This window comes from Bartonella mastomydis (assembly GCF_900185775.1).
Taxonomy (GTDB): Bacteria; Pseudomonadota; Alphaproteobacteria; order Rhizobiales; family Rhizobiaceae; genus Bartonella; species Bartonella elizabethae.
Window position 1 is genome coordinate 1,072,281 of sequence record NZ_LT883138.1, and the last position, 14,502, is coordinate 1,086,782.

Sequence of the window (14,502 nt, forward strand, 5' to 3'; positions counted from 1 at the left end):
TATTCAAGTGCCTATTTCAAACACAGACTTCATAAAATCCCCTACGTCATTGAACGTGTAAAATATTGCGGATCATCATGAAATATCAGTCGGCCTATAAGCCGGGTTCTGTATAGTAAAGCTCATACTTTACATGGCAACCATTCATCTTGGACGGATGTTACCATCCGCCTCGTGCAACCTACCCGAATGACTCGCCCGGAAATCGGCTGCAAATTAAATCTTGCACGTCATTTCTATTTGGTCTTGCTCCCGGTGGGGTTTACCTTGCCACATTCATTACTGAATGCGCGGTGGGCTCTTACTCCACCCTTTCACCCTTACCTATAAAAATAGGCGGTTTACTTTCTGTGGCACTTTCCCTAGGGTCACCCCCGCCGGGTGTTACCCGGCACCGTCTTTCCATGGAGCCCGGACTTTCCTCACCTGCCGCTTTTCAGCATTGGACAAGCGCGGCTGCCCAGCCGACTGACGTATTAACTTATAAAACATTTTCTGCTCCGTGAAAATAGCATCTTAAAATATTTTATAGCTAATCCCTTTCAAAAGACGTTGTTATTTTAATGAAGCCAAATACATTTTCACTTTTGCGCAATATTTGGCCGAAATGGAATTCATTTTTTTTGCAGCATGACCTGCGTTATATTTAAGAATTGTACCACACGTACTTCCACCACTGAGCTTATAGGCCCGCGCTAAATAACGCATACCATATTCAAGATTGGTCGCAGGATCGTACAAATCTTTTACAGAACCACTAAAGCCCAACCCTCGCGCCGTAGAGGGTTTTATTTGCATCAAACCTATTTCGCCCGCTGCTCCTTTTATGCTTGCCTTATAATTACTTTCAACTTTTACAACAGCATGAGCTAAATTAACGGGAACATTATGCTTCGTTGCAAGTTTCTGAATAAGAAACTCATAAGGACGCGCAGGTGTCTTAGAAGCAACAATCACTGAGCCTTCTTTTGATTCCGCAATATTTAAGGCACTATGAGTCCAGTTTATATCAAATATAAAAAATACAGCACACGCTGTACTTAACAAGATTTTTAAAAATTGCATTTTCTTTCTCTTCACAACATTCTCAAATTCTATCCGCAAATAGTTTGCAAGCGTATTGTACAAAAAAAGAAAGCAAAAGAACGGCTTGAAAAAGGAAATACTAAGACAATTTCAAAATAAAATTCTGTATCAAAAGAAAATCTCTTTATGCACAAATTATAGATTGTCCTATATCATAAAATAAAAAAAAATAAAGAGACTATAGTTAATCTTATAACACATTCAATAAAATGATATACTCGATCCATTTCTGTTATTGCTTTTGTACCACAAATTTTTAGAGTACAAAGATGGAAATTTAAATAGACATAATACTTTTTTACAGACGATGATTAAATTCTTTATTGAGATCAATTCCACAAAGCAATAGAGATAGAAGCATCTTTACTGGAGAACCTCGATATCGCAAAAGTTTCACAAAAAATAAAAACCGTTATCCATACTTCTCACACGCCAATGAATGACCACAACACTCTTTATCCTCAATAAACCATTAACCAAAACCAATCCCTCATTCCACCATCGTGCATAAAAAGCTCATAAATATACCAAAACCCTCATACTCTTTACCAATTCAAAATATGGCCACAGCCTTGGTCTTTGAGATAACTCAAAGAGCTTTTATCCACAAAAGCTCCCCACTTTGTGTTGTGTAAAAAACTGATTTTGATTTCTTAAAAGATTGAAAACAAGAGAATTCCAAAATATTCGAGATATTCACTTCACATGTAAAAGGATAAATAACAATTATAAAACGATATGCTAGAAAAAATTACAACACTCTTTGTTGCTATAACAGAGCGTAACGATCATTTTTATCTGTTTTTTACTTCTCGAAAATGCTACACTTTCAAAGAGTTATGAAGGAAAAGAGACCTCTCCCCCTCATCTAAATATTTTTTACTTAATTCCAGATTGGCATCTTATCAGTCTTGCGCCTTATCTTTACAAATTATACCAATGAATAAACACCTAAAATCGGCTTAACATGTTTTGTTATAACAATTCATATCTTTGCTTCTCTAAAAAATATAAGCTTTTTTTTATTCCTTTGTCATTGTCGCCATTGATAATGCAGTTAGCCTGAAGTGCCCTCAATAAACTTGCGATTACTCTTGTAATGACCGCAACCTTATCATTATGTTCTGATTATTTCCCTCGTGCTTTTCAAAACTTTACAAAAAGCCTCACCTCTAAAACAAAACTCAAAAGCGCAATTAAAAAACAGTTAAAAATAAGCATTTGCAATAGAAGGACGAGACATTGCCTTTGAGAGAGCCATAGCAACAGTTTCTCCAAACTTGTGAGCCTCTTCACGACTCTGACCGCTTGCAGAAGCAAATGAAACTGCATCGCGACGCACTTGCTCAATAAACAGCTCTTGCTGCTGAGGACTCATCTTAGAAAGCTGCACGATAATATCTGGAAAAGCCATCGCCCATCTCTCTAGCAATAACGCCTCTGTTACCTCAACCTGCTGAGAAGATGATGATGAAGAAGATATGTAGCCGGAAAGAAACTTCTGAACAACAGCACTGCGAGGAGCAAAAATGCCAACGCTCAAAATAAGAAACATAAATAAAATTAAAGCAATACGACCGGAGAAAAATCCCATTATCTCTTACCTAAAGATTACAGAATCAAACACAGATTCTTCTTATAGCATTCAACGATTTCTCAATAAAGAAAAACTCTCATTACTGAAAATGAATACGATAATACTAACCACTCAATGAACTCTTATCCCCCTAGTACTCCATGATACGCAATAATAAATCTTACACCTTTTAAGGCCCCTGATGACACCTTACAAAGCCCTAAAAACAAATCACAAAAAAACCTGACTGAGGAAATCCTCAGTCAGGCCAGACAATCTAGGGGATCCACGCGGGGGGGGGGAGGAGGTTCCCCGATCGTCCTCTCGCATCGACCACTAAGATAACCGATGCAATATTCTTGCTATGGAATAAAATGCTTTAAACAACAAGAAATTCTTATCATCTTCTACGCAAAAAAACAAAAAAGAATTATAAATTGTTTAAAAATGGTGAAATTTAGGCAAAAAAAATTTAAAATGACCCAATTTGAAGCAATTTTATTCCCCAAGATATCAATCAGAATCTACAACCATTATAATTTTTATAATAATTTCTTTCGCGACTTTGATGATCATCATTAAAAAACAAGTAATCTGTATATATTCATCCTATAAAAAATAGAATCAACAGAATCTCTTGTCCAACAGCGATCACCACAAAAGAAAAATATTGTCTTTAAACCTTATTATATAATACAATAACAGCAGAGACGTCTGTTCAAACGAACAAATGAATTATTTAAGTAAAAACAATAAATTAGAGAAAAATCTTATCTATCTTCATAAAAAAATCTGAAAATGATCATTAAAAAATATTGTCAAATCTCTTGACTGTTAGCATCAATGAAGAATTTGACCAGCTTACAAAAAACGAAAATTCTAAAGGTATTTATTTTGAATCATGCCCCATGATCATACCCAATAATGATAAACTATCTTACAATAGCCAACAAACCCCTCTATGCTATCATAACAAAAATGATGAATGTAGATATTTTCTTTTAATCTTTACCCCTTAAACTGCCTTGCAAAATGATCAATAAAACAATTTTTGTATTCAAAAATTGCTCTACTTTTTTCACATATCAAGATATTGATCTTAATAATTATTGATCATGTTCATATTAAATGGCTGTCCCCAACCTTATAAGCCCCCCCTATTTAACATCTTCTAATATTGAATCAATTACAGCTATATACTATCGCACATCATAAATAAGGTTGGCATAGGGATAAAAACAATAAAAAAGAGTCAAAATATTTCCTATGAGCTATTTTAAAACAAGGAAGACACAATATTGAAAACTGGAAATAGAATGATGATGCTGGCTTACAACTTTTATTTAAACGAAAAACGATGCTGCCCTATGAATTTTACGCTATATCACTCATGAAATGCGCCATAAGATGCGCGTGTAAGCAAAAAAGAAATTCACTTTTGGCAAGAAAAATGGGCTTATTTAATAACCTTCATGATTTTTCATGATCAGGAGATACAAAACTTTCATATAATATAACGCTTTTCCTTATTACTTTCAACCACGGCTTCCCCATAGACCACCGCCAATCTAATTTTTAATAAATATAACACAAAGCATATATATGAATGCTTGTAAGATAAGATTGAGAAGCAGCCTCTTTAACATGTATGAAGGCACAAACCACCACCTTATATTGTAGCTGCTTGAGAAATAAGCATAAAAGGTATATTTCCTTTTTCAAACGGTTTCATTGACATAAAAACCTCTTCTTGTAACAGGCAAACAGACACTTTTGGATTATAAAAACAAAAGGTTTGAAATAAAAATATTCTTGTATTCTAGACTGTTATTGGAATTTTAAAAGCTGAATGATCTTTTAAAATCAATTTATTGATTAATAAAAATATGATATCAAAACACCTTAAATGACAATTCTTATAGCCTTACCCTATAAGAATTCATGACACAGGCCTCCGCGCCGCTATGAAATAGCAATACCCTTATATAAAGACATAATAAAATACAAAAAAACAATAACTTTTCAATGATTTAATTAAAGCTTATCTCTGCGCTATATCCTTGAGAAAAATCCGAAAATACAGCACATTAACAAACGCAATTTATGCAAAATCGATTTGTTTATCTTTAATATCATCAACCAATAAGCGCGGATCACGAGCAAGCCAAATTGTCACCACACATGCCTCACTGTTTTTACTTTGTATAGGAGTAAGAGAAATAGTTTGTTCTAAAACAAGCCCCGCATTTTTAAGCCATTGTTCTATTTGTAAAGCCGAAAATCCAAGACGCATAGGCGCTTGATCAGAATATGAAGATTCAACTTTATGATCACAAAAATCCACAATCAATAAACGCCCATGAGGACGCAAAACACCTGATATCTTATGAAGAACCATTTCAGGGTTTTCAAGAAAATGTAAAACCCAATGGAGAATGACTAAATCAAAAGTTGTCTCTCCAACAGGCAAGTGCAAAACATCACGATCAAGCACAACTTCAACTGCATGCGTATAAAGATCAGAAAACAATTTTAAGACAGAATCTCCCCCCATCCCAATATTCAGCATCGTCTGAAATGGCCTATCACCCACGATTTTAAGTAAAGCACTTTCCACACCATGATCTGCCGTATAGGATGACCGTAAAACATCCCATTGCGACGTATTTTGTAAGAAATGTTTTTTTCTCGTTTTTTGACGCTGCGTTTTGATATCCTTCAAACGTTCTAAATCGTGTGCTAACAACATATCATGCTTTGGCAAAGCCGAAAGAATGCTCATTACAATATCTTTACCCCAAAAATCATGACAAAGCTTAAAATAAAGACAACCTCCCTTCTGATAACGCTCAATCAATCGTGCTTCGTACAATAAACATAAATGTCGTGATATACACGCTTGCGACTGATCAAGAATAAAAATAAAATCAGGAATTGTTAAGTCTTCATGATTTAAGAGCCTGAGAATACGTAAATGACTCACTTCTGCAACCGCTTTCAGCAGTACAATCATTGCATCTAAATTTGCACTTTTTTTCATAATTATTCCCTAAACTTTCCTATAAAGATTTGTTTATAGGAACAAAAGTCAAGCACACAATCGCATATTCTCATCTATTTCGTTCCCGCTATTTTATCACCCTACGAAAAAAACAGGCCACTGTAAAAGATGAACAGATCTTATCCAATTGCCAAAAATTATTCTAATACATTGATTTATAATAGTAATCCATAATTTATAACCTCAATAAAAAGCTAAAGTATCGTAATTTTTTCTCCTTTAAAACCTATTCATGGTAAATCAAACAACACCATTCTCTCGCACCTCAGAAACAGCGCCTATGAATAAAAAAACATAAAGGTAAATGAAATACTATCTCAAAACACAAACAATCCAACATGGGGAGAGAATAAATAATAGGATGATTTTACTTGTCGCTTTTTAAGAAAAGACGCCATGCTCAATGACCAGAGCATTTATAGAATAGCACTTTCCATAAAAAGATTTTCCCTCTTCATGGTAATTTTACAAGTAAGGATAGCTATATATCACGAGTAGAATGGCGTTATTGACAACATGGACTCATAAAGAGTCTCTCCTCTTTCCAATAAATAAAAACTTCCACGAAACACACACGACTCTATTGATAAATATCATCAACACAAAAACACACTATTTTCTCAATAAAGTTCCAATAAGATTAAGAAATTCTAGCGTGTAAGAGGCTTATAATTTGCGTGCTTAGGATTAAGGGATTCTGCCCCAAGACGGCGAACTTTATCAGCCTCATATTCAGCAAAATTTCCTTCAAACCATTCCACATGACCATCACCTTCAAAGGCTAAAATATGCGTTGCCAATCGATCAAGAAACATACGATCGTGCGATATAATCACTGCACAACCAGCAAAATTTTCTAATGCATCTTCCAATGCACCCAAGGTTTCAGTATCAAGATCATTTGTCGGTTCATCAAGAAGAAGCACATTGCCCCCCTCTTTTAGAAGTTTCGCCAAATGGACGCGATTACGCTGCCCTCCTGATAAATTTGCCACCTTCTGCTGCTGATCGCTCCCCTTGAAATTAAAAGCCCCACAATAAGCACGACTATTCATCTCATACTTGCCTAACTTAATAATGTCATTTCCACCAGAAATCTCCTCCCAAACAGTCTTATCTCCTGCTAAGGAATCGCGACTCTGATCGACATAACTCATGTGAACTGTTTCACCGATCCGTATTTGACCTGAATCGGGCTGTTCTTGTCCTGTCAACATTTTAAACAAAGTCGACTTTCCCATACCATTGGCCCCAATAACACCGACAATACCCCCAGCGGGAAGTTTAAAAGAAAGAGAATCAATCAACACACGTTCGCCATAAGCTTTAGAGAGGTGATCAACTTCAATGACAACCTGTCCTAATCTTTCTCCAATAGGAATAATGATTTGCGCCTCTCCTGGACGGCGCTCACGTGCCGCCTGAACCAACTCATCGTAAGCTTTAATCCGCGCTTTTGACTTTGCTTGTCGCCCTTTTGGACTAGAAGCAATCCACTCTTGCTCACGCGATAAAGCACGTTGACGCGCAGCCTCTTCACGCCCCTCTTGAGCCAAACGTTTAGCTTTAGCGCCCAAATAAGCAGAATAATTCCCCTCATAAGGGATACCTTTACCGCGATCTAACTCTAAAATCCACCCCGTAACATTGTCGAGAAAATAACGATCATGGGTTATCAAAAGCACAGCACCAAGATATTCACGCAGATGCCTTTCAAGCCAAGCCGTCGTTTCAGCATCTAAATGGTTTGTCGGCTCATCCAAAAGCAACAAATCAGGTTTTGACAAAAGCAATTTGCAAAGCGCCACACGCCGCTTTTCACCCCCCGAAAGTTTTGTTACATCTGCTTCAGCTGGCGGACAACCAAGAGCAGCCATCGCCATTTCCACTTGACTTTCTAAATCCCAAAGATTCTGACTGTCAATAATATCCTGAAGCTTTGCACTTTCATCAGCCGTTTCCTCACTATAATTCATCATCAATTCGTTATAACGCTCGACAATTGCCTGTTTATCTGCGACACCTTCCATCACATTGCCACGCACATCTTTGCTTGCATCAAGCACAGGTTCTTGTGGTAGATAGCCACAACGTGCCCCTTCAGAAAGCCATGCTTCTCCCGTATATTCCTTGTCTAACCCCGCCATAATCCGTAAAATAGTTGATTTACCTGCACCATTTGGTCCTAAAATGCCGATCTTCGCATCTGGATAAAAAGACAAATGAATATTTTCTAAAATTTTTTTATTGCCGTAAGACTTGTTGAGCCCAGCCATATGGTAGATAAATTGACGTGCCATAAATTTCTCTTTATATAAATTTCTTTTTATATTGTGCGATATTAAAGATTAGGATTTTGAAAAAACTGCTTTCGCTTTTTGAAACTGTACAGTAAATAGAGCTTACATCGTCTCAACAGCTTTTCACTTTAATATTGGTACATTTTTTCTCATCTCACAAGCCCCAGTATGGTTCTAAATGCAAAAAAACATCTCTTCAAGAAGCAAAAAAAAAATCTTTTTAGCGGTACCTGAAACGTGTTATCAAACATTACCTCTCTTTTCCATACCAGATATAACATTATATTTTTACCGTATTAAACCAACCTATCAATGTAATATGAGACCAGAAAGAAAAACAATTCTCTATGCGCCTTCTTTTTTTTCTTTATGGGCTTTATATTACGCAGTAAAAAATCCTTCCCTCTTTTCATCAATTGTTTGTTACGGAAAACAATGGACTTCACCTCTTGCCTTGATGTGGCTTAAATTACGTTTACAAAACGACCGTCGCCTTATGGGGTCTGACGTCCCAAGCCCAATGATCATGAAAGCTTTGCGTCAACATGTCGCAACAAATAACGACAGTGCACTTCCCATTGGTACGTGGTTACACTTTGTAAAAAATTATAAGATGAATTGTAAAAACTTATCTATTCCCCTCTTTTGGCTTGATAATTATAAAAATAAGATCAATATTCAACAAATCATTTCAAAACTTCAAGACGAAATATAGCTTTTTAAAAGTACGATAAAAGCTCATCTCCTATAGGAATATATTTATGGAAAAAAAAGCCTTACTCGTCATTGATGTTCAAAATGACTTCTTACCTGGTGGAGCGCTTGCAGTACCACAAGGTGATGCTATTTTACCCGCCGTCAATAATCTCATCAATCATTTTGACCACGTTATCTTAACCCAGGACTGGCACCCCAAAAACCATTGCAGCTTTGCTTCCTGCTATCCAGAAAAAAAGCCCTATGATACCATCAATCTTGACTATGGTCCGCAAATACTTTGGCCTGATCATTGCATACAAGGAACACACGGGGCAGAATTTCATCCATCTCTCAGAACGGAAAAGGCACAACTTATCCTTAGAAAAGGCTATAATCAAAAAATGGATAGTTATTCTGCTTTTCTTGAAAATGATCAAAAAACACCAACAGGTTTACAAGTTTATCTCAAAGAACTTGGTTTTACCAAGCTTGTTATGTGTGGCTTAGCAACGGACTTTTGTGTTGGATTTTCTGCTCTTCACGCCATACAATGTGGTTTTAAAGTCAGTGTTTCATTAAATGCTTGCGCGGGAATTGATGTAAACGAATCTCTGAACACGATACTTAAAACGATGAACGAAGCTGGTATCGAACTGTTAATGCTCTCCTAAATTATTGTTTTCTAATGATCTATTATAATGTACTGATTCATAAGAAATAAATTATTTTTTTTACATATTTAAGTGAGGGACCAGCATAGGATAAGATTCTCTCATTTCAAACCTCTTCATAATGAATAAACCATTCTCTTACACGTCACAAATCAATCAATATGGAAATAAAAACATTCAAAAAAGTGGCTAAAATGCCTCTTATGCATCGTTAAAGATAAGAGCTGTCTTCGACCTGAAAGCAGGTAAAAAGTATAATGCCCATTTGCACCTTGTATTTAGGTCAAAACTCTCCAAAAAATTTGACAGTATTTCCTCCACGGGAAGGATCATGCCATGGATTTAACTTTAAAATAAGGAAGCCAATAAGAAAGACAAGAGCATCTTGTTTTGCATGAAAGGTCTCTTCTATTAAGGATATGCGAAAAACAAAAGCGTGAAAAAATATGAAGTTTTAATAAATTAAGACGCAACATGTTTATCCAATTGACGACGCTTAAAACGAATCGAAGAATACAATGCCATTCCAATAATACAGACTCCCACAAGTCCTGTTAAAACTTCAGGAACCGATATAATTGTTTGCAGATACATAATCACGGCAAGAACTAAAATTGCATAAAAAGCACCATGCTCCAAATAACGATAATGCAGCAATGTCCCTGATTCGACTAACATAATTGTCATAGAACGAACGTAAAATGCACCGATCCCAAGACCAATTGCGATAATAAAAAGGTTGTGTGAAAAGGCAAAAGCACCAACCACACCATCAAAAGAAAAACTTGCATCAAGAACTTCTAAATAAAGGAATGCCCCGAGTCCCCCTTGAGCCACTGTCGTCAAAGTCCTCTGAGGAGCATCCAACAGATGACCGACAGCTTCAACCCCGATAAAAGTCAAAAGTCCATAAAGAGCTGCTAATAAAAAAGTGACTTTATCTTCCGCACCAATCTGGCCTGACACAAATAAGATCAAAATCAAAACAATTGCAATATCAATCCCCATAAGTGCCCCAAACTTTTGAGCAGGTCTCTCTATAGCATTAAGCCAATGGATCTCTTTTTCAGAATCAAAAAAATATTTTAAGCCAACCATCATCAGGAAAGTTCCTCCAAAAGCGGCAATTCCCATATGCGCATCAGTTAAGACTTCAGCATATCGATGTGGCTCCCCTATTGCTAATTGAACTGCCGCAATTGGATTAATTCCAACAGCCACGACAACCACCAACAACGGAAAAACAATCCGCATCCCAAATACAGCGATCAAAATACCCCATATAAGAAAACGACGACGCCATAACGGATTCATCCTACCAAGAACACGTGCATTGATAATAGAATTATCAAAGGATAAAGAAATTTCCAAAACCCCTAAAACACAGCAAATAAAAAAATATTTAAGAAAACCAATCATGCTCCCCGTTTCAAACCAACCAATAGCTCCTCCTAAAAAGACACCAATAATCGTGAAAAAAAAAGCAAACCCAAAATAGCGTAACAGGGCCATGATCGTTCCTCAAAATTTATTTTCTCATTCATTTACAACACACACATAGTGCAAATTGAAAGCTTATATTTCTTTAAAGTTGCATCTTCTAATGCAGGGGTGTATAGAATATATATGGTAAAGTTACATGAAAATTTTCTCAAAAAAAGCAAGAGACAAGTGCAATAAACAGGGAATTTTGTTTTGAACTGAATATTAATCGTCAATACAATAGAGTTGAAAGATTGTTTTCTACCCTTAAAATAAAAAAATAAAGAAAAATTAAAACGATAAATATTGACATTATGTCAGAGAATATTAATACATAGTGTGCTTTTATTATTTAATGATTTATACCATGATGATTTACTGAGGGAGATAATTCGTGGCACGTCCTGAAACTGAATCAAAAACCATATTTGGAAAACGTTTACGTTATGTACGCCTTGCTTTAGGCGATCCATCACGTGAGACCTTAGCTAAAAGTTTTAGCATGACAAAAAATTCTATTGCTTTTTATGAGCGTGGAGAAAGAGAACCCAATCTTAGTGTCTTACAAACATACCGCACATTATATGGCGTCAACATTAATTGGCTTTTAACCGGACAAGGAAAAATGTTTGACGCCGAATATACAAAAGGCGATTTTGACTGGAATTATTTTATAAAAAAAATTGAGGGACTAGAAGAAACGCTTGCCAATAGTGATCGTAATGAAAAACTCGATCAAGAAAAAATCGACAGCTCGTATGAAAAATTGCAGCAATATTTGTCAAGACAAGGTTTATCAAATGGCCTTAACCCTAAAACTGCAACATCTCTAATCGATATGAAAGCCAAAATGGCTAATTCTTATACGCTTAGCTTATTCATTGATTTACTCATTCGAAGCGTGTCGCAAAAAGAAGTTATCGCTAATCAATAAACGTCTATTTCAAAAGAAAAAACAAGAAATGATTAAGTGCCACCAGCATGGAAAGAGGTATTTTTTCTCTCTTCATGCTGGTGAGGGTTTGTATGCTTTATAAAATCTACTTCTGTAAAAGAAAAATATTTGTATTGTAAATAGACCTATAGTGTCATTAAATTAAAAAAAATGATTTTATAGTATAAAATTCTCATTCACATCTTATTGACAAGAATTTTTTTCTTGTTAAAAGGGTAATAGCTCTCATAGAAATTATTTTTTAGGTCAGAAAATTTAAGGGGAATATATTGACGACTTCCTATAGAGGCATACATTAGTATTCGTAAATGGGTTAGTTGAGTATTTATCCTGAAAATTATCAGCTATTTTATGAGGTGAGAAACATGTATTTTGAGGTGTTTCAAGGAGTTCACAATCAATGGTACTGGCGCTTAATCTCAGGAGATGCACAAAAAATTGCTTTTTCGAGTAAAGGATATCCAACAAAACAAGATATCTTAATGAATATTGAGCAAATAAAAGAAATTACCCACAAGGCTCTTATTAAAGAATTGCAATCTTAACTTTCTTTACCATTAAGATATAAGAGTTTAATTTGTGTATAATGAGTTTTTTGTTTACATTTTTGTAATCAATAAAAGATGACTGATTTTTTCTCAATGAGAGAAAATTTTTTGTATTATTTTTAACGCGTGTGCATCACAATTAAATTTTTGCAGGGTGTATGTTTATATTCAAACATAATTAGTTTTGATAGCATCTATCAGGAAGAACATCCCTCAAGCCTTGTGTCTCTTTATACAACAAAGCGTCTCTTCATAGAACAAACGCCTATGAAGAGAATAAATTATAAATTAGGAATGTGAGTGCTTTCCTAGCTATCAATGTCGTTTGCGTTCATCGTCCTATTTTATAGCGTATCATCATAACTGACTTATGCCTTTCGTCTTCATCAAAATCAAATATCTCTTTCTTTCTATTATGATGCAATTTTTTATGCCTATTCCTTGAAACTATCGCAATATTATACCTAAAATCTAAAAGGAACGCGCAAAATTATTTTCTAGAATAATATAAATCGCCACAACAATAGCTGAATCATATAGATTCTCTTTTTTTAATACTCTAGCATAGCGATAAACTGGGTCATTATCATAAACTTTATCTTGTCGCCAATGATTACCTTTCTATCAACTTTAACGATTTTATAAATTATAGATCAGAGTAAGCTTGAACATTCTCTTCCAAGACAACCTCTCCACAAGCACCGTCATGGACTTCATGAAAGTCTATCTCTTTCTCATTATTTCCAATCTTTCTAACATATCTCCAAATCCTTTAATGCATAAACTGGATGCAAAATATGAATACAACAATCACCCTTTATCATCTTCATATTGAAGCACTTTTTGATATTTTTTTTCGTTTTCTTGATATTGTCTAATTTGTTTTTTCAGTTTTTCAATTGCTTGATCGCGTCTTTTAATCACCATATTTTGCTCTCTAAGAGTTCTATCTCGTTCTTCAGTCATCTTCATAGAATCCTTTAAAAACTCATGCTTTATCCTTCTGGATTCCTCTTTTAGAGCTTTAATTTGACTGCGATAATATAAAGAAAACCGAAATATAACTCCACTGAACAACAAAACAACAATCATTGCTCCCAATAAAATTTCGTTTATACTCATTTTGATCTCCTCTCATTGCCGCTCAAGTGATCATCTTAAGCAATTTGTTTTGATTCATCCTCCATCAAAAAAGAAGGCAATAAACTACATATTCCAAGTGCGAATAATCCGCCCTCGGCATTCGTATTTTCTCCATTTAAACATTGACAAATGACGCAAAAACACTCTGAAAGCGTCTAAATCCACACGCTCACACTAATTATTTGCGACATATTTATTGATCCAAGATATAAAAAATAAGGAACTTCCAACAAAACAAACGACGTGATAAAATCAATACATGTCTTCTCTGAAACACTCCTATCTTCCTCTTTCACGCTATGTGGAATATGGCTGTATGTGGAAGTTTTTTTTATTACTACAAAAATCTTCGGTGTCACAAAACACAGCTTTTCTGTAAAGTTTTATCTTCCCATAAATCTTTACATCACCACAAACTAAAGCATTATTATCAACACAAATCTTTCTATAATCTCCAGTATCCCTAAAAACTCAATATATTGAGCATTCAAAATTTGGCTAAAAACAACTACACTAGTATAAACATATGCCTCTCCACTTATATTCAATGACAATAAAAGCTCCCCCCTCTCATAAACATGCAAATTCTTGGCCCCTAGACGACCCTATAGCGCATTGTCATAAATAAAAAATATCATCGTAAACAGACTTTATTATAAACCCTTGCATCATCAAAAGAACACCCAACCTCATAGGAACATTGGTATCATGTATCACATTCTAGCCAACGACGACCTTCGTGCTCCAAATTATTTTTATGTTCTATAAAAACACCAAAATCATTTTTTTGATATTTCCAAAGTTTTTTAACGCACACATACGACATACCATCTGATAGTGACCTAATTTATTACAATAAAAGAGAAATAGGCATTTAAAACCTATGAATTTATGTTTTTTTTCTCCAATCGCGATCTTATCTCTTAAGGCTGTAAAGCTTCGTTATATGCTCACATACCGACTTAACACAGAATTTTTTAC

At 35.2% G+C, this 14,502-nt stretch carries 10 protein-coding genes and 1 other RNA gene; 4 read left to right on the plus strand and 7 right to left on the minus strand.

The window, feature by feature from the left end; all coding sequences use genetic code 11:
• Positions 1-81: 81 nt before the first annotated feature.
• The 5 genes from rnpB to ettA form a co-directional block, all read right to left on the minus strand.
• Positions 82-472, minus strand: an RNA gene (gene rnpB, locus FJG96_RS07895) — RNase P RNA component class A.
• Positions 473-555: 83 nt separating this feature from the next.
• Positions 556-1,065, minus strand: a complete 510-nt coding sequence (locus FJG96_RS07900; protein ID WP_139413468.1) for a lytic transglycosylase domain-containing protein — start codon at positions 1,063-1,065, stop codon at positions 556-558.
• Between the two features lie 1,228 nt (positions 1,066-2,293).
• Positions 2,294-2,680: a hypothetical protein gene (locus FJG96_RS07905; protein WP_139413469.1), complete on the minus strand. Its 387-nt coding sequence runs from the start codon at positions 2,678-2,680 to the stop codon at positions 2,294-2,296.
• A 2,083-nt stretch (positions 2,681-4,763) separates the two neighbouring features.
• Positions 4,764-5,702, minus strand: a complete 939-nt coding sequence (locus tag FJG96_RS07915; protein ID WP_139413471.1) for an ArsR/SmtB family transcription factor — start codon at positions 5,700-5,702, stop codon at positions 4,764-4,766.
• A 671-nt stretch (positions 5,703-6,373) separates the two neighbouring features.
• The gene (gene ettA, locus FJG96_RS07920; RefSeq protein ID WP_139413472.1) at positions 6,374-8,023 is read right to left on the minus strand and encodes an energy-dependent translational throttle protein EttA; all 1,650 of its coding nucleotides are present in this window, start codon (positions 8,021-8,023) and stop codon (positions 6,374-6,376) included.
• A 178-nt stretch (positions 8,024-8,201) separates the two neighbouring features.
• Between ettA and FJG96_RS07925 the strand changes: the two genes are divergently transcribed.
• Positions 8,202-8,738, plus strand: a complete 537-nt coding sequence (locus FJG96_RS07925; protein ID WP_139413473.1) for a hypothetical protein — start codon at positions 8,202-8,204, stop codon at positions 8,736-8,738.
• 46 nt (positions 8,739-8,784) lie between these two features.
• Positions 8,785-9,393, plus strand: a complete 609-nt coding sequence (gene pncA, locus FJG96_RS07930; RefSeq protein WP_139413474.1) for a bifunctional nicotinamidase/pyrazinamidase — start codon at positions 8,785-8,787, stop codon at positions 9,391-9,393.
• A 462-nt stretch (positions 9,394-9,855) separates the two neighbouring features.
• Here pncA and FJG96_RS07935 read toward each other — a convergent pair whose 3' ends face one another.
• Entirely contained in the window at positions 9,856-10,905 is a 1,050-nt protein-coding gene (locus FJG96_RS07935; protein WP_139413475.1) for a DUF475 domain-containing protein, read from the minus strand.
• Positions 10,906-11,269: 364 nt separating this feature from the next.
• Here FJG96_RS07935 and FJG96_RS07940 point away from each other — a divergent pair, with 364 nt between their 5' ends.
• Together FJG96_RS07940 and FJG96_RS07945 are read left to right on the plus strand one after the other, a co-directional pair.
• The gene (locus tag FJG96_RS07940; RefSeq protein ID WP_139413476.1) at positions 11,270-11,809 is read left to right on the plus strand and encodes a helix-turn-helix domain-containing protein; all 540 of its coding nucleotides are present in this window, start codon (positions 11,270-11,272) and stop codon (positions 11,807-11,809) included.
• A gap of 386 nt (positions 11,810-12,195) precedes the next feature.
• On the plus strand, positions 12,196-12,375 hold the full coding sequence (locus FJG96_RS07945; RefSeq protein ID WP_139413477.1) for a YegP family protein: 180 nt from the start codon (positions 12,196-12,198) through the stop codon (positions 12,373-12,375).
• Between the two features lie 813 nt (positions 12,376-13,188).
• On the opposite strand, the gene FJG96_RS07950 is transcribed toward FJG96_RS07945, so the two are convergent.
• The gene (locus tag FJG96_RS07950) at positions 13,189-13,500 is read right to left on the minus strand and encodes a hypothetical protein (RefSeq protein WP_139413478.1); all 312 of its coding nucleotides are present in this window, start codon (positions 13,498-13,500) and stop codon (positions 13,189-13,191) included.
• Between the last annotated feature and the right edge of the window lie 1,002 nt (positions 13,501-14,502).